This is a genomic window from Peptoniphilus stercorisuis, from assembly GCF_017874395.1.
In the GTDB taxonomy this organism is placed as follows: Bacteria; Bacillota; Clostridia; order Tissierellales; family Peptoniphilaceae; genus Anaerosphaera; species Anaerosphaera stercorisuis.
In genome coordinates, this window is the sequence record NZ_JAGGLJ010000007.1 from 1 (window position 1) to 22,418 (window position 22,418).

Below are 22,418 nucleotides of genomic sequence, written 5' to 3' on the forward strand. Positions count from 1 at the left end.
TTATTTTATCACTAGAGGTTTTTTAATTTTTAGAGAATTAACGCTAAAGCTTTACGGAACCCCCAGTCTAACTGGGGGTTTTCTATTTACAAAAAAAGGGCTTTTAAGCCCTTATTTTTAATATTATGTAATTTAATTATAATATTTTCCAGTTATTTCATCTATTTCAATTTCTATTACACCCGTTCCCTTTATCATATTTTCAGGAATTTCTTTATCTGCTAAATGAGGTGTATATTTTTCTACTATTTTCTTTAATACAGATTTTTTAAGTTCTAAATTCTCAATTATCTTTGCATCTCCATTTAAAACTACACTTTTATATTCCGTATTAGTATCACAAGGTTTTTCATCTTTATCTAATAAAAATCCTTGAACTTCATAGGCAGTAAAACCAACTTTACTATTTCTTTTTATATTGTCAATTTTTTCTCCTTTAGGAAGTCCATGTATATATATTTTATTGTCCATATATACAAAGTGTACTGCAAGCACATAGGGAATATTATTTTCATTTAATGTTGCAATACTTCCTGTTTGTACTTTTAATAGTAATTCTTTTATCTCTTCATCTTTTAAAGGATGCGTCTTCATTCTATTTTGCATATATACCTCCATTAATATAAAAATAATACATCTTCTTAAATTAAAGTATATATTAGCTATACTTATCTTACAACTTTTATCTAATTAAATAATAAAAAACCTTAGAAATTAATCTAAGGTCAATTTTATTTATATATAACTTTTGCATAAGTATCTTCACTTATTAAAAAGATAAACTCATCTCCAATTACTCTTTTTTCACGATTATTTATCATAAATTTATCTATTTCTTTTTCCCTTGGAATATCAAATTTAATAGTTACCCTTTCATTTTTCTTGAAAGTATTTCCATTATCTGTATATAGTCCCTCTGATAAAGTTAATTTAAATAAATCATTATCTTCATCTTCTAATATTATATTAATTTCTTTTTCTTCATCATCTACTATTACATAAGTTTGATAATCTTTTTTTCCTTTTGCAGATATTATGACAAAATATCTTCCTGGTTCTATTTTATCCCCATTTATAAATTCTCTATTATTAATTAAAATATTTGCATCTATCTTTTCATTATCTTCATCTCTTATATTAAATATAAGTTTTGGATTTTCTTCAATATATTTTAATCTTCTTATAGCTTCTTCTATCTCCTCAATACTTCTATTTAATTCAATATAATCGCTATTTTCTCTTAATACTCTTTCTGCATTAAATATTTTAGCATTTAAATTAGAAATACTTTCTTGAGAATATCTTTTTTTGTCAATATTTTTTGCCTCTTCTATTAAATCTTTAAGTTTTTCTTTAGACTCTTTTTCTTCATCTGAGTCTTTGTCTTTTTCAATGTCTTTTTCAGGAAGTTTTAACTCTTGTTGAGATATAGAAATAATCTTAGAAAATTCAGCTCTTGTTAATTTTCCATAAGGTCTAAAATTATTTTTGTATCCCATTACTATTTTATTTTCTACAAGTGATGAAATTGCATTTTTTTCACTTAAACTTAAAGAGTCACAATCATTAAAATAATCTAAATTATTATTCGTACTATTTAAATTATAAATTTTTGAAATTATTTTAGATATTTCAAGTCTTGAAATCGCCTCTATTTTAAAATCACTATTTATATTTACATATCCTGCAGCTTGTGCTTTTTTTAAGTCTTCATAATACCATTTTGCAGTTTTTTCATCTTTTAAGTTTATTTCTTCCTCTTGATTAAAATCTGCAATTTTATTAATTATTGAATAAACTTCTACATTTAGAATTTCATTGTCTGGTTTAAAAGTATTATTTTCATAACCTTTTATTAACTGATTTTCATTTAAATCTTCTATGTATTCTCTTGCCCAATGATCTTTCGTATCTACAAAGTCCACCTTGGCTTCTACACTAGAAAATAAAAACAAAAAAGTTAATAATAACAAAGTTTTCTTTTTCATAATTTTATCCTTTCACTTCCTAAATAAGCTACTTCTATAATTATATAATAACCTTTTCAATAAAATAAATCAATTTATGTTTAAATTCCTTAAATAATGGTATTTAGTATCTTGTAGGCTTAAATTTCGTTAAATTATATAACTAGGAGGTAAAAAATGTTAGATTACATCAGAAAATTACAGGATAATATTTATTTGGCAGAAATCCCACTAAAAGGTAACCCTTTAAAGGCTATTAATATCTACATTATTAAAACAGATGATAAAAATATGATCATAGATACTGGATTTAATACTGAAGAAATATTAGATTATACTAAGGCATTTATTAAAGATCTAGATCTAGATTTAGATAAAACAGAACTTTTTTTAACACATCTACATTCAGATCATACAGGACTTGCAAACTTCTATGATGATTTAGGCGTTAAAATTCGTGTTAGCTCTGTTGATGAACAAATACTTGAAGAAAGTATGGAAAAAGAAGATCCACATTGGGTTTTAACTCAAGAATTAGGACATATGCAAGGTCTTGATATTGATGGATTAGATATTGAAGATCACCCTGGATTTAAATTTAGACCTAGAAAGAAATTTAACTTTACACCAGCAAACCCAGGAGATCATATACAAGTTGGAGATTTCAACTTTGAAGTTGTAGATCTTTCAGGACATACACCAGGAATGGTTGGACTTTATGATAAAGAAAAGTCAACTCTATTTTGTGGAGACCATATTCTTGGAAAAATTACACCTAATATTCAATTTTGGAATTATGAAGTAGGCGATAGTTTAGGTACTTATTTAAAAAATTTAGAAAAAGTACGTGATTTAAATATTAAACACCTATACAGTTCTCATAGATTTTTAATTGATGATGTAGCAGAAAGAGTTGAAGAACTTAAAGCACATCACCAAAAAAGACTTGATGAGGCAGTAAATGCAATGACTAAAAAAGACTGTACAGTAAGAGATATTACTAAATCACTACAATGGGATATTTCAGCTAAAAACTGGGATGAGTTTCCAAAATCTCAAAAATGGTTTGCAGCAGGAGAAGCTCATGCACATGTTGAGCATTTAAGAGCTCTTGGCATTTGCGATTTTTATAAAGATGATGATGGTGTTTTATACTATTATTTAACAGATAAAAAATAGTTATTTTAAAAATCTTGAAATATGTTATATAATAAAGTTTAAGTTAAATTCCAAAAGGGAATTTTAAAATTTGTATACTTAAACGGAGGGAATAAAATGTCTTTAATTGAAGAATTAAAAGCACAAGTAAAAGAAAAAATGCCAGTAATTGTTTTTCCAGAAGGGGAAGACGAAAGAATCTTAGCAGCAGCTGTTAGACTAAATAACGATAAGGTTTTAAAACCTATTGTTCTTGGTAATCTAGCTGAAATTGAAGAAACAGCTAAATCAGAAAATATTAATATTGAAGGACTTGAAATTATTGAACCTGTTAAATACGAAGGTTTTGATGAATTAGTTCAAAAATTTGTTGAAAGAAGAAAAGGAAAAGTAGACGAAGCAGGAGCTAAAGATATTCTTAAAGATCCTAACTACTTTGGAACTATGCTTGTTTATACAGGAAAAGCTCATGGAATGGTTTCAGGTGCAAACCATACAACAGGAGAAACTGTAAGACCAGCTCTACAAATTATTAAAACTAAACCTGGATTTAATAGAACAAGTGGATCTTTCGTTATGTTAAGAGGCGATGAAAAATATTTAATGGCTGATTGTGCTATTAATATTGAACTTGATGAAGATGGCCTTGCTGAAGTAGCTGTTATTTCAGAAGAAACTGCAAGACTTTTCGGTATTGATCCAAAAGTTGCTATGCTTTCATTCTCAACAAGAGGCTCTGCTTCTCATGACTTAGTTACAAAAGTAGCTAATGCAACAGAAAAAGCAAAAAAACTAAACCCTAATATGGCTATAGATGGAGAACTTCAATTTGACGCTGCTTTTGTTCCAGAAGTTGGAAATAAAAAAGCTCCTGGCTCAGAAGTTGCAGGACATGCAAATGTATTTATATTCCCAAGTCTTGAAGCTGGAAATATTGGATACAAAATAGCTCAAAGATTTGGTGGATTTGAAGCAATAGGACCTATCTTACAAGGACTTAATAGCCCAGTAAATGACTTATCACGTGGATGTAACACTGAAGAAGTTTATTCACTTGCTATTATTACTGCAGCTCAAGCTGTATTATAATTGAAATTTAAAAGAGACACATTAATGTGTCTCTTTTTTTATATATTTTTCTAAAGATTTAATTAAAATATTTAATGCATATTCAATATCTTCATTCTTCATATTTCCAAATCCAATTATTATTTTTGGTTTCTCATAATTTTTTATTCCATTTACATAATATTTACTTAATCCCTCAATATAAATATCATTTTCAGATGCAATTCCAACAAGCTCCTCCTCTGATAAATCTGTATTAAGCTCTATTATAAAATGAAGCCCTGCTTTAGAATCTATTATTTTAAATTCTTTATGTTTTTTAAATACATCTATTGCAACTTTTCTCTTTTCTTTATAAATATTTCTCATTCTATTTAAATGTCTTTCAAAATATCCCTCTTCCATAAATTTTGCAAGACTTAATTGCACATGACTTGCAACAGGGCAATTCATAAAGGGAACTCTATCATAATATATTTTTAAAAGTTCATCAGGGAGCACCATATAACTTACCCTTAAAAGCGGAGAGATAGCCTTAGAGAAATTTCCTATGTAAATTACATTATCTTGCCTATCTAAACTTTTAAGCGCTGGTATTGGCTTTCCATAGTATTTAAACTCACTATCATAATCATCTTCTATAATATAATTTCTTTTATTTTTATCAGCCCAGTTTAAAAGCTTAATTCTTCTATTAATTTGCATAATCTCCCCTGTTGGAAATTGATGAGATGGAGTTACTAAAACTATATTTGCAGGACTATTTTTAAGCTCTTTATAATTCATTCCATTTTTATCTATAGAAATAGGAGTATATCCTACATTATTTATCTCAAAAATTGCATTTAATACTCTATATCCTGGATTTTCAACAGCAAATACAGAGTCCTTTGGCAAAATATATAAAAGAATTTGCATTAAATATTCCGTTCCAGAACTTATTATAATATTTTCTGCATTTGTCTTAACTCCTCTAGATTGATTTAAATACTCTTTTATATTATTCCTAAGTATGTATAAACCTTGTGGATCTCTACTTTTAAGCCAAGTATCCTCATAGTCATTTATTATTTCAGAATTTAATTTTCTAAAAGTGTATTTCGGGAAATTATCTGTATCAATATTATTTATTTTAAAATTATATTTATATTTCTTCTTTTTCTTTTTATTTATTTTAGATTTTTTTGTATCAATTTCTAAGCTAAGTAAATTATCTATATTTGAAACAAAATATCCCTTTCTTTCAACTGAATATAAATACCCCTCATCTATTAAAATTTCATAGGCTTTAGTCACTGTATTAATACTTATGTCTAAGTGATTTGAAAGGTTTCGCTTAGATGGCAAAGCTTGATCACTTTTTAAATGAGTAAGTCTTATTTCATCTTTTATATATTCATAAAGCTGTTCATATAATGGTTTTTCAATATTTTCTACTAAATTTGGACTTAACATATTTCACCTCTGGTACCTATTATTTAAAGCGTTTTGATACTTTTCATAATATCAGATAGTGAATATAATGTCATTAAAGAGTTAAAGAAAAAAAGAAATACATAAATAAACTAAAATTTCGGAGGTTAATTAAATGATAAATACAAAATTTGTTGAACTTACTCAGTCCCTTAAAGGTGGCGTTATAATGGATGTTACAAATCCAGAACAAGCTAAAATTGCTGAAGAAGCTGGTGCTTGTGCAGTAATGGCACTTGAAAGAATTCCTGCAGATATTAGAGTTGCTGGTGGAATATCTCGAATGAGTGATCCTAAGATGATTAAAGAAATTATGGACACAGTAAGTATTCCAGTTATGGCAAAAGTTAGAATAGGTCATTTTATGGAAGCAAAAATCCTTGAAGCAATTAATATTGACTATATAGATGAATCAGAAGTACTTAGCCCTGCTGATAATGTATACCATATTAACAAAAAAGAATTTAATGCTCCTTTTGTATGTGGCGCAAGAAATATTGGCGAAGCACTTAGAAGAATTCAAGAAGGTGCTAGTATGATTAGAACTAAAGGCGAACCAGGAACAGGAGATGTTTGCCAAGCTGTTACACATATGAGAGCAATTCACCAAGGAATGAATGAAATAATAAATAAAAGAGAAGATGAACTTTATGTAGTTGCAAAGGAACTTGGTGTTTCTTATGAACTTGTAAAATATGTTTATGACAATAAAAAATTACCAGTAATAAACTTCTCTGCTGGTGGAGTTGCAACACCTGCTGATGCTGCTCTTATGATGGCACTTGGAGCTGAGGGAGTATTTGTAGGATCTGGAATATTCAAATCAAATAATCCAGAAAAAAGAGCTCGTGCAATAGTTGAAGCTGTTAAAAATTATAATAATCCAGAAATAGTAGCTAAAGTTTCAGAAGACCTTGGCGGAGCTATGGTTGGTATAAATGAAGATGAAATTGAAATAATAATGTCTGAAAGAGGAATCTAAAAAAACTAATTAAATCCTAATTAAATTAACTAATAAAAAAACTGCCCATTATGGGCAGTTTTTATGCTGTTCTTAATAATTCATCATATATTTCACAAATTTCTTCAGGAATTCTAAAATTATATAAATCCCCACCATTTTCAGTAAATAAAAATATAAGTCCAAGTCTTGAAAATTTCTTTAGATTTATGTAAATATTCTCATCTGAATAATCTACCATTCCTCTATAAAGTTCATTAAAAGACTTATGTTCTACTTCATTAAAATCCATTATATTCTTTTTAAAATCTAATATAATTTTTTTATTTAATAATTCAATTAATTGATTTCTATTATGATCTTCTACATCCATAGAATAGTTTTTAGCTATAATCTCTAAATAATTATCTTGTATTATTTCTAAAATATCTTTTAAATCATCAACTAAGGGATGTTCTATTGTCTCTTCTTTAAAAAACTCATATACAAAGTTACTCATTTTATCTCTCCTATTTATGATATACTTCTATTTTAATAGAAAAATAAAATAAATCAAAAGTTTTCCACAAAAAAAGAAGAGGTTTCCCTCTTCTTATGTTCCCCTATTGCATTAATCAACTTGAATAATACCGTAGTTTTTATCTTTTCTTCTGTATAATACTTCTACTAATTCTGTTTCAGCATTTAAAAATATAAAGAAATTATGATTTAAAAGCTCCATTTGAAGAATAGCTTCTTCTTCATGCATAGGTCTTAGATCAAATTTTTTACGTCTTACAATTTTTCCAGCTTCTTCTTTTTCTTCAGCTTTTAATTCTTCAATATTTTCAAATCTAATTGTCTTTTCAGAATTTTGATATCTATTTTTAAGTCTTGTTTTATATTTTCTAATTTGTCTTGCAAGTGAATCTACTACTTTATCCATGGAAGCATATAAATCTGTTGTTGATTCTTCTGCTCTTAAGATAGTACCTGGTAAAGAAATTGTAACTTCAACCTTTTGATTTATTTTTTGAGTAGATAAAACAACCCTTGCTTGAACTTCTTCATCAAAATATTTGTCTAATTTAGCAAATTTTCTTTCTGCTTGTTCCTTTATAGCATCTGTTAATTCTATGTTTTTTCCAACTAAATTTAATTTCATAAAAACACTCCTTCCGAAATAACTTTGTTGTTATTTATGTTGTTATATTTAATATACCCTATTTAAACAATTTTAAAATATTTTATTTTTCCCCTTAAAATAAAGTTGTGGATAATGTTGATAACTTTGTTAATATTGTCTATTACTAGTCTTTATATGTGTATTATTTGTTAATAAGCTGTTGATTATAAAGAAATGTCTAATTGTGATAAATATAAACATTTTTTTGGTATAATTAGACTAATGGAGGAATATTTATGAAAATTAAAAATATTCAATTCAAACAAACTATTGGAATGAGAGTTATAAAAACAGCTCTTGCTGTTACAATTGGGCTTTATCTATCTATGTTATTTAATTTAAACTCACCAATATTTACATCAATTGCATCTATTACATCTATGAAACCTTCCTTTGCAGAAAGTTTTAAAGATGTTAAGAAAAGAATGTTTTCATCAATCTTTGGTGTATCTCTTGGTTTTATTTTAAGTAATGTTCCTGTAGATGATTATATTAAGCCCTTTATTGCAGGATTTGGAATAATACTTGTAATATATATACTTCAAGTATTTCACATGAAGGAAATGTCTCTTTTATCATCTATTGTTTTTACAGCATCTTTTCTATCTAAATCTGACAAACTAATATATGGAGTTAATAGAATTATTGGAACTTTTCTTGGAATTATTATTGGAGTTACTATTAATTATTTAATATCTTCTCCAAATATATACGAAGATTTTTTAAATTCCGCAAGAAAAACAACAGACATTTGTCTAAAAACCTGTGAACAACTATTCTTATCCACAAAAGATTTTGATTTTTATGAATTTGAAAGAGCATATACACACACAGAGGAAATCTACGAACTACTACTTTTAGAAATAGACACTCCCTTTCATGGCGAAATAAACTTAAAACTTTCAACAGATATTATAAAACTACTAACAGAAATCTATTTAAGACTTCATCTTATTAACAATATTAGTAAAGAGCCTGATATAAATGAGGATAATAGACAACATATTTCTGATTTATATAAATATACTATTTTATATTCAGGTAATCTTTCTGGAGACTTAAATACTGTTTATAATTATCATATAAATATTATATTTAAAAATATAAATGAATTACAAAAACTTATAGGAGTAAATAATGGAAAAAGACGTAAACAAGTTAATAGCACAAAGAAAATTTAATATAGCAATTAACTTTATTGACAAACTTGATATATTAATGGCCCTTCAAGATAAAAGTGAAGATAATGAAGAATCTAAACTTATTAATTTTACTAGAAATAGCAAAGACTTAAAGGTTCATTTTTTACTAGATAATAATAATTATAGAATTTCTTCTGAAAAAGTTTTTGACAATTTCTTTAATACTTTTACTAATATTAATGACGATTTAAAAATAGAAATAAAGGAATCTCTATATCTTAGTCACTCAAGTCTATATAAGGTTAAAAAAATTGAAGATGACTATATAATCCTCTTTGATCTACTTTTATATAAAGAGGAAAAAGTATCAAAAGACTTACTTGAAAATGTTGAATTAAATGACTATCTATTTGCAAGAATTGCACAATTTAATAATTATAATTATATAATCCATATTTTGAATATATTAAATAAAGAAATTGGAGAAATTTTTTATAGTATGATTTTAGAATTTTTAGCAAGTAGCTTTAATAAAAATATAAAAGAAAATAGAAAAATTTTATTTTTAAAGGAAAACTTAATCGATATATTTATTATCTTTGGTGTTGCAATTAAATCCTATGAAGAAATCAACTCTGAACTTGAAGATATTGCAGAAAAAGAGAGAATAAAAAAGTATTTTTTTAAGGAAAAAGACTCCTATTTATTTGATCTGTATATTTCTTATATTTTAGCAAATACAAATTTTGAAGAAGATGATATATATTATTTATTAGATCTTATGTATCGTGAATATTTAGAAGATTTAGGAGAAAATTATTCTACTTTTGAAAACTTTTCTTTTATAGATATGTATAAATCACTATCTGAAAATGGAATATTTCTAACAAATAGCGAATTTTATAATAGTATTTATATCCTTAAAAAATTATATTATTTTTTAGAAAAACATAAAATTAATACTTCAAAGGCAATTAAAGAACTTAATTATATTTCAAATAATATTTTTATATTCCAAAATATGTTAAAAAATTCAATTAATGGATTTTATTTTGATGAAAATCTATTAGATATTATTCCCTATGATATTGAATGTGAGTTTTTAAAAGATTTTGAAGATTTCTTAAAATATATTGAACTTTTAAATGTTCTAAAAAGTGAAACTAAAGATATGATAATACCAACTCATGTTAAAAAGCTAAGTGATGAACTTAATTTAAAACCAATTAAGTCTGTTAAAAATATAAACCAAAATCACTTTCCACTTATAAATCTATTTTATAATTTTGCAAAAACTAAATCTCTTATTGAGATAGAGCGAATTTATGTACTTCCCTCTTTAGAGATAGAAAAATATTTATATTTAACTAATCAGGAAAAATATTCTTTATTTATTTATTATATTTTAAAAGAAGAATTTTTAAAGACATTTTTAAGTGATCAAAGATATAAAAGTTTAATTAATACATCAAAACTAATTGTTGAAACTATTATAGAAAATAAATTTATAAGTTTAGTTAGTTTAAATCTTAAAAAAGATAAAAGATATATTTTAGATATTCTTAAAAGACTTAATCTAATTAATATTGATATGTCAAATATTATAAATATTACACCTCTTGGTGAAGATATTTATAATTTCTATATTGGAAAAAATAAAAATAATAAAATAATACAATTAAAAGATTACAAAAAAGACCTTTAAAAAAGGTCTTTTTTTAATTATCTCTATCTAGTTCTAAATATACTTTAAATAAGTCTGCTTCTATTTCAATTGAAAATTTACCACCTAAAATCTCAACTAAATTTCTAGTTATATATAGTCCAAGACCTGATCCCTCTGTGGTTCTTGATTTTTCAGTCTTTACCATTTCTTCCATTAGTTCATCTACTGTAAAATCATCAAGATCTAGTTTTTTATCAGATAAATTTGCAATTGTAAAATAAATCTTATCAAGAGTTGAAACTGTATTTGCATAAATTTTTGTTCCAGGCATTGAGTATTTATAAGTATTTGATACAAGATTTTGAATTATTCTAGATAAAATATTTCCATCTGTATAGAGTTTTATATCTTCATTGTCAAAGGTATATACAAATTCCAAGTCCTTTTTTTGAAAAGAAGCATCAAAATCTCCATATATTTGAGATACAAGTTCATTAAAATCTATAAAGCTTTTTTCAACCTTTACATTTCCAGCACCTGTTTTAGATGCATATATTAAATCCGTTATAAGACTCATTAATCTCTCTGAATTTCTTCCAAGTATTTCAATATACTTCTTAGCCTCATCATCCATTATGTCTTTCTTAGACAATATATCTGTATAGCTTATTATAGATGTAAGAGGAGTTTTTAAGTCATGAGAAATATTTGTAATCAGCTCTGTTTTTAGCTTTTCTGTTTCAACTTTTTTCTCAACTGCTACTTTTACATCTTCTTTAATTAATTGTAAAAACTCTAGACTTTCAATCGTCTTTTTGTCTGCAAGTTTTGAAATCCTCTTAAGCTCACCTTCACTATACATATCTTCAATTGTATTGTATAAAATATAATTTTGAACATATATATTTTCTGTTGCAAAAATAATTCTAAATACAATTATTGCAACAAATGTATGAAATCTTCTTACATCTAGCTGAACTAATGCAAGGGCTAAAATTATATTTATTATTCCAAACATTAAAAATCTGTAATTTTCCTTATGTTGTTCTAATAAATTTAATGTAAAAGTTGAATCTTTAAATCCTTTTTTTCTGTACTTTAAAAACATAACTGGCAAAAAGAAAATAAATCCAATTAAATATCCAGATTTTCCTAATAATAGTGAGAAAAATATAAGACAATCTAATAAAATCCACTCTAAATAAACTTCATCCATTAAATAATAATATATTCTTCTAAGTATTCTTTTAAAAGTAAAAATCATTATTTATCCTCTATTTTATATCCCATTCCATAAACTGACTTTATTAAATCAGGTTTTCTTGGATTAATTTCAATTTTATCTCTTAAATGAGAAATGTGAACAGAAATTACTTTTTTTACATCATGAGCTTCTTCTTCCCATACATTTTCATATATTTCATCTGAAGAAAATACTCTACCTTTATTTCTAATTAGAAGTAGTAAAATTTTATATTCATAAGGTGTTAAGCTCACTGCAACACTATCTACTAATACTTCCTTTGCTGTATCATTTACAACAACTCTACCTACTGCATATTGATTTTTGTCTATATCTGCACTTCCAAGACTCATATATCTTCTAAGTGTAGAATTAACTCTAGCAACAAGTTCTATTGCATTAAATGGCTTTACAATATAATCATCAGCTCCAATATTTAGTCCTATTATCTTATCTGTTATTTCAGATTTTGCAGATAGGATTATTATTGGAATATTTTTATCTTCTCTGATTTTTAATATTGTTGATATTCCATCCATATTTGGCATCATTAGATCCATAAGAACTAGGTGAATTTCTTCTTTATCTAAGATTTCTAACGCTTCTAGTCCATCATATGCTTTAAAAACATTATATCCCTCTGCCACTAAATATATTTCAATAGCTGATACAATATCTTTTTCATCATCACATACTAATATATTATATTTCATAGAAACCTCCTATTATAATGATATTCTATCACAATATATACATTTTTTTAATATATGGTATAATTTTATTTGAGGTGTTAGCCTATTGAAAAAAATAAAAAATTTTTTAAATCAAAATAAAAATAATAAATTAATTGTCTTTTTTGACAAATTACTATATAGATTTACAGATCATCAACTTATTAGTGTAAGTGGAAGCCTTGTGTATTTTATAATACTTTCAGTATTTCCCTTCCTAATAGCTTTATTAAATATTTTAAATTTTACAGATGTTTTAAGTTCAGAGTCAATTATGGAACTCATTGTATTTTTACCTAATGAAATCTCTACAATTGTAACTAATTTTTTAAATGAAATTTCTCTTACATCATCTGGAGAATTATTATCTTTTTCTGTTATTTTAGGTTTTTGGTCTGCTTCTAAGGGAATAAAACAATTAATAAGAAATATAAATCGTGCCTATGGCTTTGAAGAAAAAAGAGGATATATTAAAATAAGTTTAATTTCACTTGGTTTTACTATCTCTCTTGCATTTATGATTATCCTTCTTCTTTTGACACAGGTCTTTGGAAAGCTAATTCTAAAAACTCTAGTTTATTACATAGGTTTTGAAGAAAAAACACAATCTCTTTTTAGAATTTTAAACTTTGCAGTTCCAATATCCTATATGATTGTAACTTTTGCACTTTTATACAAATATAGCCCTAGTTATAATTATAGAAATAAACTAAAACTTAAGACAATAATCCCAGGAGCACTTTTTGCAACTATTGGAACTATTGTTGTAACTAAGCTTTTTTCTTTTTATGTAGGGAATTTTGGAAACTACTCTGTAACATATGGATCTATTGGAGGTATGATTATTCTTCTTGTTTGGTTATGGCTTATGAGCTTAATAATACTTCTTGGTGGAGAAGTAAATGCAATTATATTTTCTATGGAAATGACTAAAAATAACAATTATTGGCCTCGTGAAGAATCTATAATCAAAAAAATCTTAAATTAATTTTTAGCTGCTACTATGGCAGCTACTTTTTTTGCTCCTTTTTCCTTAAGAGCCTTTGCTGCAAAATCTAATGTATAACCTGTAGTAATTACATCATCTACTACTAATATACTTTTGTCTTTTAAACTAGAATTTGCTACAAATATATCTTTAACATTTTCATATCTTTCTTTTCTACTTAGATTTGCCTGTCTTTTATTATTTCTATTTTTATATAAAATATCCCTAAATTCCATCAATGTATTATCACATATATATTCAGCCATTAGCCTTGATTGATTATATCCTCTTTCCTTTAAAGTCAAAGTACTTAAGGGAATAAATGTTATAAAATCATACTTTTTATTTAATCTATATTTAAAAATCTCACTTATTAAAATCTCCCCAAAAAATTCATACAAATAAGTCTTTTCCCTATATTTATAATCCCAAATTTCAGACTTTAAAAATTTATTATAATTAAGAACAATATATAATTCATCTAAATATTTAAAATCATAGTGATATCCCTCTTTAAAGGACAAATTATCATAACAATCTCTACATATTTTAAATTTATAAATCTCTTTATTATTACAGATTAAACACTTCTTTTCATAAATATTAATATCTCTAAACATTGTCCTCCCTTAGCTTTTCACATAAATTAGAATACCTTTTAGAAATCCTATTATTTTTAATCATAATATCTAAATACCTATACTCTCCAACTAGTACTACAAGCTCCTTAGCACGAGTTATAGCAGTGTAAATTAGATTTCTAGTAAGAAGTATATAAGGAGCATAAGTAATTGGAATTAAAACTACCTTAAACTCTGATCCTTGAGATTTATGAATAGTTGATGCATAAGAAAGTGTAAGCTCATCTAAATCTTCATATTTGTACTTTACTTTTTTCACATCATCATAAAGAACAACTAATTCTCTTTCCTCTTCATCAACTTCAATAATATATCCAATATCTCCATTGAAAACTCCCTCTCCCTCTTCCTTATAGAATTCATTTTCAATTTTATATTCTAAATTATAATTATTTTTAATTTGCATTACTTTATCATTTAATCTAAATATAGTATCGGCAACTTTTATCTCTCTATTTTTAGGATTTAATTTCTTTTGCAGGTTTTTATTTAAATTATTTACTCCAACTACTCCTCTTCTCATAGGAGAAAGCACTTGAATATCCTTTGGCGAAAAACCATAATATCCAGGAAGTCGTCTATTTACAAGATCAGTTATTATTTCTAAAGTTTTAGCCTCATTACTTTCTGTAATAAAGAAAAAATCACTATCCTTTACAAATTCTGGCCTTTGTCCTTTATTTATTAAATGGGCATTTTTAATAATCATAGAAGAATCAGATTGTCTAAATATTTCATCTAAATTTACAGTTTTAATTCTTTTAGACTCTATTAAATCAGACAATACATTTCCTGCACCAACAGAAGGAAGCTGATCCTTATCTCCAACTAAAATAAGTCTTGTACCACGCTTTATAGATCTAAGTAATGTCTCCATTAAAATTAAATCTACCATACTCATCTCATCTACAATTAAAATATCACAATCAAGAACAGACTCCTCTTCATAGCCATAATTAATTCTCTCATCATCAGAAAAGGATAAATCTAGTAATTTATGAATTGTAGAAGCATCTCTTCCCGTTGCCTCTTTCATTCTCTTAGCAGCACGACCTGTTGGAGCTGCAAGATAAATTTTCTTTTCAAGCTTTTCAAATACATCAATTATAGCCTTTAAAGTTGTAGTCTTACCAGTTCCTGGACCTCCAGTAATAATAAGACAGGCATTATTTAAAGATTCACTAACTGCAAGTCTTTGATTTTTTGCAAATTTTATATCTTGTTTATTTTCAATTTCATCTAAATATTTTTCCACATCAATATTTTCACTATAAGTAATTTTAGAAGCTTCCTTTAATTTTCCTGCTATATAATTTTCAGCTCTTAAAAGTGGTGCATAATAACAATTTATCTCATCATTTTTCTTTTCAATATAAAACTTATCATCAATAGAAAGACTTAATATTTCAGGCTCAAGTTCCTCTTCATTAATATTAATAAGCATCTTAGTCTTTTTTATAAGCTCATCCTTAGGCAAAAAACTATGCCCTTCCCCAGCAGCTGAGGACAAAGTATATTTAAGAGCAGATTGCTTTCTAAAACTTGAATTAAAATCAAGCCCCATCATTGAAGCTATTTGATCTGCTTTTTTAAATCCTATTCCCTGTATATCTTCAGCAAGTTTATAGGGATTCTTCGTAATTATATCTATGGAATTATTTTCATACTCCTTATAGATTTTAAGTGCAAGATTAGTTCCAAGGTCATATTTATTTAAAAATACCATTAAATCACGAAGCTCTTTTCCATCAGCTAAGGACTCTTTGATTTTCTTAAGTTTTCCCTTTCCAATACCCTCTATTCTTAAAAGTTTATCTGTATCTTCTTCAATGATTTTTAAAGTATCTTCCTTAAATTCATCTACAATTTTTTTTGCAGTTTTTTCTCCAATAAAAGGAATTATTCCACTAGATAAATATTTAATAATCCCCTCTTCAGATTTTGGAAGAATTTTTTCAATTTCTAAAAATTCAAATTGTTCCCCAAATTTTTTATGAAAGGTAAAATCTCCACTAAGTTCATAGTCCATAGAAGTTTTAAGTTCAAGACAATTTCCAACAATAGTTAAATCATCGCCATCAGAAATAAACTTTGCAACAGTATATCCATTTTCATCATTTCTAAATATAATTTTATCTACAACACCAGTTATTTTTATCATAATTACTCCTTATGGATATTTTATCATAAGTATATACAAAAATAAAAAGCCCCTTTAAATTAAGGGACTTTCTTATATTATAAATATTTTTTTAAATCATTAGCCTTATTAGTTTCTTCCCATTTTAGATTTAGATCATCTCTACCAAAATGTCCATAACTTGCAGTTTGTTTAAATACTGGTTTTCTAAGATCTAATTCTTTAATAATTGCAGCTGGTCTTGCATCAAACTCTTTCATTACTATTTCTTCAATTTCATTGTCTGATAACTTTCCAGTTCCAAAAGTTTCTACATATACAGAAGTAGGTCTTGCAACTCCAATTGCATAGGCAAGTCCAATTTCACATTTGTCTGCAATTCCTGCAGCTACTAAGTTTTTAGCAATATATCTTGCATAATAAGCAGCAGATCTATCTACCTTTGTAGCATCTTTTCCAGAAAAAGCTCCTCCACCATGTCTTGCATATCCACCATAAGTATCTACTATGATTTTTCTACCAGTAAGACCTGCATCTGCCATAGGTCCTCCCATAACAAATCTACCAGTTGGATTTACATAATACTTTGTGTTTTCATCAATCATATTTTGTGGAACTATTTTTTCTATAACTTCTTGAATAATATCTTTTCTAATTGTCTCAATATCTATATCCTCATCATGTTGAGTTGATACAACTACATTTTCAATTCTAGATGGAACTCCATCTACATATTCAACAGTTACTTGAGTCTTGCCATCAGGACGAAGATAATCATAACCTTCATACTTTCTTATATCACTAAGTCTTTTTGACATCTTATGTGCAAGTGATATTGGAAGTGGCATTAACTCCTTAGTTTCATTACAAGCATATCCAAACATCATACCTTGGTCTCCAGCACCAAAAGCATCATATTCATCAATACCTTCTTCTTTATATCTATCAACGCCCATTGCAATATCAGGGCTTTGTTCTTTAATTGCACTTAATACAGAGCAAGTTTCACAGTCAAAACCATATTTAGCTCTATCATATCCAATTTCTCTAAGAGTTTCTCTTACAATATGTGTGAAATCAACATAAGCATTTGTTGATATTTCTCCTGTAATTAAAATAAGTCCAGTAGTTGCAAGTGTTTCACAAGCAACTCTTGCATTTTCATCTTTTTCTAAAATCGCATCTAAAATCGCATCTGAGATTTGATCACATACCTTGTCAGGGTGACCTTCAGTTACTGATTCTGATGTAAATAACCATTTGTTCATCTTTTACCTCCTAAAATAAAAAAAACCTCATCTAGAGGAATAAGGTAATAAAAAAAGGACCTCATCTTCCAGATTTACTCTGTGGGATTTGGCACCACTTAAAGGTTGCCGGGTTTCATCGTGCCCATTCACTCCACCACTCTTAATAAGGTTAAATATTAAATTGTGCATTTAGTATATCATTAAGAACTTAAAAAGTAAAGGAATCTTTATAATATCCCTCTACTTTTCAAAAGGCTAATTCCAATAGAATAAGTAATAATACTTAGCGCAAAACTCATAGTTACTATCTTTGATGTAAGCTTTGCATCTGAGCCCATTTGTTTTCCCATTATAAAACAATTTACAGCACAAGGACTTGCAAAAAATACAAAAGCAACTACTAATTGAGAAGAAGTAAAATCAAGCATAACTCCAATAGGAATTGCAATTAATGCAATTAGTGCATCTTTTATAATAGAAGATGTTAAAACAATACCTAAATCTTCTCTTCCAGCTGAAAAATCTAGTGATCCCCCAATTAAAATAAGTGAAAGTGGAGTACATAATTTAGAAAGCATAATTGCACCATCTTCAATACCTGAATATATAGGAAGATTTATAAACTTAGCAAAAAGTCCAAGTAAAGTTCCAATTATCATTGGATTTTTTAAAACTTTTATTATAAAACTTGAAATACTTAACTTTCCATCTCCATAATATGTAAGTATAAATGTAGCTAATATATTATAAAGTGTAGGTCCAAAAATCATAGCTGCTATTACAGAATCCATTGGAAGATTTCCCATTATTGCCTCTATTACAGGAATTCCTATAAATACAAAATTCGATCTAAAAGAACAATGCACAAAAGCAGATAATTTAGTGTTTTCCTTAATCAAAATCCTTCCTAATGCCCATGATAAAAAAAACGCAACTAATATTACTACTAATAAATAAATTACATATTTAAAATCAAATCCCCTTGACTCTGAATTTTTAATATCAAAAAATAATTTAATAGGAAGAACTATATAAAACACAAATTTCGTACTTGTCGCAATAAAAGAATCATCTATAATATTTATTTTCTTTAAAATATATGCAAGTATTATTATAAAAAATACAGGAAATATCAAATTAAAACCCATTATTAAATTTTCCAATATATTACCTCCTCAATAGATAATATATATTGTATAATATAAAATCCATAAATAAAATAAAAAAATCTCTTTAATATTAAAGAGATTTTTTTATTAATTAATTATCCTTCATAATAAGGTAGTTGTTCTGCAAATCCTTTTTTATTATTAGAATACCAATAAGCAACATGCATCATAGCTTCATGCGCTTTATCTACAGCTGCACAATCAGAGTTAAATCCTTGATGTGCTTGTACATAAAAGTTTTCGCTTTTATCTATTGAACATTCTATTATTTCTTTACTAGCTAAGATATCTTTATTTTCACATCCAGTGAAATCATTTTTTCTTAGATAGTCAGTTAAAATTGCTTCATTACTAAATACATCTAGACCAATTCCTCTAATTTTTCCAGATTTATATAAGTCTAAAATTACTGCTTCAGGAGCTATTTCACCTCTAGTTACATTGATGAACATTATTCCTTCTTTTGCTTTTGATAAATATTCTTCATTGAAATAGTTCATATTATAAAATCTACTATCCTCAATCTTAGTTAAGTTCATAACATTTACAAGAATATCACTATTTTTTATAGCTTCTTCTTTAGATATAAATGTTACATTCTTATATTCATCAAGCTCTTTTAATTCTTCTGCACGTATATCTACAGCTTGTGTTGTTAGACCATTAGCTTGTAATAAGTCATAAGTTCTTTTACCTATTTTTCCAACGCCATAAACTGTTGCCACTCTATTTTCATTAAGCTCCATAAATGATGAAGTCTTATTTCTTTCAAATACAGCAGTATTTCTGATATATTCGTTAAATTCACCACAAGTAGCATATACAAATTTAATTGCTGTTTGAGCTACTGCATTTATACAGTATTCTCTAAGAGATGCTATATTTACTTTATCTGCTAAATCTTCGTAATGATCATATCCAGCACTTCTTGTTATAACACTTTTTTTATTACCTGAATTTATATAGTCTTCTGGTAATCTTGAATGTGTTTTTGTACTTATAATATCTGGAAGTTCAATATCTTTATTTTCTTCTAAATATTCTTGAACTGTTAAAGGTGTTATAACATATTTTATATCTTTATCTAACTTTCCTGCCTCAATTAGTTTATTTGTTTCTTCCTCTAAATGAGTTGATTCTGCTCCAAGTGCTTCAAAGTGCATTACATCGTATTTCATGCTTATCTTCCTTTCTACTTCCCTAATAATTTAATCTTTTAATTCTTATTATTATTTAATAATTTGTTATTATAACTTATTCTATTTTTTTTGATTACCTTGCATTTTACCTGGTGTCCACCATTTAAATACAAGTGCTAGTATTGTAAGAACTATAAATGCTGCACACATTGCAAGTGTTGTATATAGAGGATATCTTCCTCCCATTCCTATAAATAGTGGGGGTAACACTTGTAAAGCGATTGCAATTGGTCTATTCATAAGGTCTGTTATACCAGTATCTTCAAGTCCTCTTGATTTTTGATCAGGATCAACTACACGGTTTAATAAAACTCCTGTAGCTACAACACCATTTGAACGTCCAAAGTTCATAATTCCTCTTTCAAACCAATCTTTAGATGAAGAATATTTACTTACTAATAAGAACCAACCAACATTTAATGCAAATCCTAATACAAATGTGATTGCAAGAGGTGCAAAATTATCTTTTATAACTCCTAGATTTAAAGAAGCTATTGCTGATATAACAAGTAAATCGGTTGCAGATCCACTTATTCTTTGCATCGTTTGTCTGTCTACATATTGATCAGTTTTAGTTTTTCTTAAAATAAATTGAATTACATATCCAAATGCAAGTGCTAAAACAAACACTGGAATTTGTAACCAACTAATTTTACTATTTATAAATTTAGATGCTAGTTTACCTGCATAAGCTGCTATTAATGCAATTGATAAATGGAAAACTAGTGGGTCTATTGTCATATTTGAAACTGTAATTTTTCCAGCTGGTTTTTGTTTTTCTTTTGGAATAATACCTTTTTTAATTTCTTCTGGCAGTTCTTCAGGTGAACTTACATAGTTTGTATATTTTTTACGAGTTCCCCAGTTTATTATTGCAATTCCAATAAGTATTCCACCAATAAGTCCAATAGTAGCAGAAGTATTTCCTAGGTCAAAAAATTCATTATAACCCATATCTTTAAACATATCTCCTACTGCAACAGCTGTACCATGTCCTCCATAATATCCTGTCGCAAGTATAAGACCAAAAGAATCATGTAAATCCCAAAATTTATTTAAAAGTCCTAAAGATAACACCATTCCAAATGCATATTGAAGAATTAATATTCCTGTATTTTGGTAGAAAAATCCACCTATTCCCTTCATTTCTTCTTTAGTTATAGGATCGTCTCCTATTGGCGTACAAGCAAAAACTATCGCTATTAATATTCCAGCATATGCAGGAAGTTGACTAGAAAAAGGTAAAATATTTAATACACTTGGTCCTAAAATAAGCCCTAAAAATCCACCTATCAAAGACGCTGGCATAAGTAAGTTTTGTAATAACTTTACTTTTGCTCTTAAAAATTGACCAATTATCATTAAAAATCCTAAAATCGCAATATCTTGTAAGATATCCCATAATGTAAATTGCATAATCCATCTCCTTAATTTATTTAGTTTTGAACTTAAAAAATATAACTGACCCCCTTTCAGTTTTATATGTAACGTTTTCAAGTTCCACAATCCAAAATAATAGAATCGATTCTACTATTTGGAATCTGTTATTATCTTACTATTTATCACACTAAAAGTCAATATTAATAAAGTAGTCTATTATACAATTTTTTTATAATTATTATTTATATATAAACGATTTCAATACTTCTAAAATCTCATTTTTCTTATTCAAAGGTTCTATTATTTAAAAAATAAAAAAAACACCTTTTAGGTGTTTATAATTATATTTTTTTGTTTTCCGAAAAATTTTAAAACAAAAAATCCCAAGGATCCTTGGGATTAACTTAAAATTTTTTTAATACATTTAAAAAGTATCGGTTTCATTTCATCTATACTACAAGGTTCATTAATAATAATAGAGTTATAACAAACTGCTCCAACCATCTCAAGAATTATAAATAAAGTTTGTTTGGATTCACTAGGGTCTATTGCATGTTTAAATGAACTTCCAAATTCTTCAACTATTTTATCTACTGATTGTCTTTCTTGTTCATAACCTTCCTGATTTAATATTGTATTAAAAATACCCTTTGATAAATTTTTGTAAATAGTCTTTAACATTTGAGTATTTTTTTCTAAGTAATTAATTATTTCATTTAAAAAGTAAATGAATTCTTCAGTTTTATCTTCTATGTTTTTTTCTCTACTTATTTTTAAACTTTGTTGTATTACTCCATAACTTTTATATAAAGTAACTACATTTTGAATTTGTGTTTTGTCTTTAAAGTATAAATAAAACGTTCCCTTTGCTACTCCTGCACCTTCTGTAATATCACCTATAGTTGTCTTTTCAAAACCTTTTTCTAAAAAACAATTATAAGCACTTTCAATTAGTCTTTTTCTCTTCTTTATTTTGTTTATTTCCTTTTTTGAAAGGTTTTCATAATCAATAGATTTATTCATAATAACTCCCTATTTTATCCTTATATACTTAGTACAAAAAGCACTTCCCTTTAA

20 protein-coding genes and 1 riboswitch are annotated in these 22,418 nt (G+C 26.6%); of the genes, 6 read left to right on the forward strand and 14 right to left on the reverse strand.

Annotated elements, in window-relative coordinates; translation table 11 throughout:
• Nucleotides 1-132: 132 nt before the first annotated feature.
• Together J2Z71_RS04335 and J2Z71_RS04340 are read right to left on the reverse strand one after the other, a co-directional pair.
• Nucleotides 133-606: a pyridoxamine 5'-phosphate oxidase family protein gene (locus J2Z71_RS04335; protein ID WP_210060635.1), complete on the reverse strand. Its 474-nt coding sequence runs from the start codon at nt 604-606 to the stop codon at nt 133-135.
• Between the two features lie 125 nt (nt 607-731).
• Nucleotides 732-1,988, reverse strand: a complete 1,257-nt coding sequence (locus tag J2Z71_RS04340) for an S-layer homology domain-containing protein (protein WP_210060636.1) — start codon at nt 1,986-1,988, stop codon at nt 732-734.
• 156 nt (nt 1,989-2,144) lie between these two features.
• Between J2Z71_RS04340 and J2Z71_RS04345 the strand changes: the two genes are divergently transcribed.
• Nucleotides 2,145-3,146, forward strand: coding sequence for an MBL fold metallo-hydrolase (locus tag J2Z71_RS04345; protein WP_210060637.1), 1,002 nt, complete (start codon nt 2,145-2,147; stop codon nt 3,144-3,146).
• A gap of 96 nt (nt 3,147-3,242) precedes the next feature.
• A complete protein-coding gene (pta, locus tag J2Z71_RS04350) occupies nt 3,243-4,214 on the forward strand; it encodes a phosphate acetyltransferase (RefSeq protein WP_210060638.1) in 972 nt (323 codons plus the stop codon).
• 21 nt (nt 4,215-4,235) lie between these two features.
• Here the strand turns inward: pta and pdxR are convergent, their stop codons facing one another.
• Nucleotides 4,236-5,648, reverse strand: a complete 1,413-nt coding sequence (pdxR, locus tag J2Z71_RS04355; RefSeq protein WP_210060639.1) for a MocR-like pyridoxine biosynthesis transcription factor PdxR — start codon at nt 5,646-5,648, stop codon at nt 4,236-4,238.
• 133 nt (nt 5,649-5,781) lie between these two features.
• Here pdxR and pdxS point away from each other — a divergent pair, with 133 nt between their 5' ends.
• Entirely contained in the window at nt 5,782-6,648 is an 867-nt protein-coding gene (pdxS, locus tag J2Z71_RS04360) for a pyridoxal 5'-phosphate synthase lyase subunit PdxS (RefSeq protein ID WP_210060640.1), read from the forward strand.
• A 61-nt stretch (nt 6,649-6,709) separates the two neighbouring features.
• On the opposite strand, the gene J2Z71_RS04365 is transcribed toward pdxS, so the two are convergent.
• Both J2Z71_RS04365 and hpf read right to left on the reverse strand, forming a co-directional pair.
• Nucleotides 6,710-7,126 carry a hypothetical protein gene (locus tag J2Z71_RS04365; protein WP_210060641.1) on the reverse strand — a complete coding sequence of 139 codons (417 nt, stop codon included), beginning with the start codon at nt 7,124-7,126 and terminating at the stop codon, nt 6,710-6,712.
• A gap of 111 nt (nt 7,127-7,237) precedes the next feature.
• On the reverse strand, nt 7,238-7,771 hold the full coding sequence (gene hpf, locus J2Z71_RS04370; RefSeq protein WP_210060642.1) for a ribosome hibernation-promoting factor, HPF/YfiA family: 534 nt from the start codon (nt 7,769-7,771) through the stop codon (nt 7,238-7,240).
• Between the two features lie 257 nt (nt 7,772-8,028).
• Between hpf and J2Z71_RS04375 the strand changes: the two genes are divergently transcribed.
• Nucleotides 8,029-8,973 carry an FUSC family protein gene (locus tag J2Z71_RS04375; RefSeq protein ID WP_210060643.1) on the forward strand — a complete coding sequence of 315 codons (945 nt, stop codon included), beginning with the start codon at nt 8,029-8,031 and terminating at the stop codon, nt 8,971-8,973.
• On the forward strand, nt 8,930-10,639 hold the full coding sequence (locus J2Z71_RS04380) for a hypothetical protein (RefSeq protein WP_210060644.1): 1,710 nt from the start codon (nt 8,930-8,932) through the stop codon (nt 10,637-10,639). The genes J2Z71_RS04375 and J2Z71_RS04380 overlap by 44 nt, the downstream gene beginning before the upstream one ends.
• A gap of 13 nt (nt 10,640-10,652) precedes the next feature.
• On the opposite strand, the gene J2Z71_RS04385 is transcribed toward J2Z71_RS04380, so the two are convergent.
• The gene (locus J2Z71_RS04385) at nt 10,653-11,864 is read right to left on the reverse strand and encodes a sensor histidine kinase (RefSeq protein WP_245311179.1); all 1,212 of its coding nucleotides are present in this window, start codon (nt 11,862-11,864) and stop codon (nt 10,653-10,655) included.
• Nucleotides 11,864-12,556 carry a response regulator transcription factor gene (locus tag J2Z71_RS04390; protein ID WP_210060645.1) on the reverse strand — a complete coding sequence of 231 codons (693 nt, stop codon included), beginning with the start codon at nt 12,554-12,556 and terminating at the stop codon, nt 11,864-11,866. The genes J2Z71_RS04385 and J2Z71_RS04390 overlap by 1 nt, the downstream gene beginning before the upstream one ends.
• 85 nt (nt 12,557-12,641) lie before the next feature.
• Here J2Z71_RS04390 and J2Z71_RS04395 point away from each other — a divergent pair, with 85 nt between their 5' ends.
• Entirely contained in the window at nt 12,642-13,562 is a 921-nt protein-coding gene (locus J2Z71_RS04395) for a YihY/virulence factor BrkB family protein (RefSeq protein WP_210060646.1), read from the forward strand.
• Here J2Z71_RS04395 and J2Z71_RS04400 read toward each other — a convergent pair.
• From J2Z71_RS04400 to J2Z71_RS04430, 7 genes are all read right to left on the reverse strand, one after another.
• Nucleotides 13,559-14,182: a ComF family protein gene (locus J2Z71_RS04400; RefSeq protein WP_210060647.1), complete on the reverse strand. Its 624-nt coding sequence runs from the start codon at nt 14,180-14,182 to the stop codon at nt 13,559-13,561. The two genes, J2Z71_RS04395 and J2Z71_RS04400, sit on opposite strands and share 4 nt — an antisense overlap.
• Nucleotides 14,175-16,364 carry an SF1B family DNA helicase RecD2 gene (gene recD2 / locus J2Z71_RS04405; RefSeq protein WP_210060648.1) on the reverse strand — a complete coding sequence of 730 codons (2,190 nt, stop codon included), beginning with the start codon at nt 16,362-16,364 and terminating at the stop codon, nt 14,175-14,177. The genes J2Z71_RS04400 and recD2 overlap by 8 nt, the downstream gene beginning before the upstream one ends.
• Before the next feature lie 77 nt (nt 16,365-16,441).
• Nucleotides 16,442-17,611 (reverse strand): methionine adenosyltransferase, encoded by a 1,170-nt coding sequence (gene metK / locus J2Z71_RS04410; protein ID WP_210060649.1) that lies wholly within the window; start codon nt 17,609-17,611, stop codon nt 16,442-16,444.
• A gap of 58 nt (nt 17,612-17,669) precedes the next feature.
• Nucleotides 17,670-17,763: riboswitch (SAM riboswitch) on the reverse strand.
• A 57-nt stretch (nt 17,764-17,820) separates the two neighbouring features.
• Complete coding sequence (locus tag J2Z71_RS04415) at nt 17,821-18,756, reverse strand: AEC family transporter (protein ID WP_210060650.1); 936 nt, start codon at nt 18,754-18,756, stop codon at nt 17,821-17,823.
• Nucleotides 18,757-18,857: 101 nt separating this feature from the next.
• Nucleotides 18,858-19,940, reverse strand: a complete 1,083-nt coding sequence (locus tag J2Z71_RS04420) for an NAD(P)-dependent oxidoreductase (RefSeq protein WP_210060651.1) — start codon at nt 19,938-19,940, stop codon at nt 18,858-18,860.
• 81 nt (nt 19,941-20,021) lie between these two features.
• Nucleotides 20,022-21,377, reverse strand: coding sequence for a sodium/glutamate symporter (locus J2Z71_RS04425; protein WP_210060652.1), 1,356 nt, complete (start codon nt 21,375-21,377; stop codon nt 20,022-20,024).
• Nucleotides 21,378-21,740: 363 nt separating this feature from the next.
• The gene (locus J2Z71_RS04430) at nt 21,741-22,364 is read right to left on the reverse strand and encodes a TetR/AcrR family transcriptional regulator (protein ID WP_210060653.1); all 624 of its coding nucleotides are present in this window, start codon (nt 22,362-22,364) and stop codon (nt 21,741-21,743) included.
• Nucleotides 22,365-22,418: the final 54 nt, after the last annotated feature.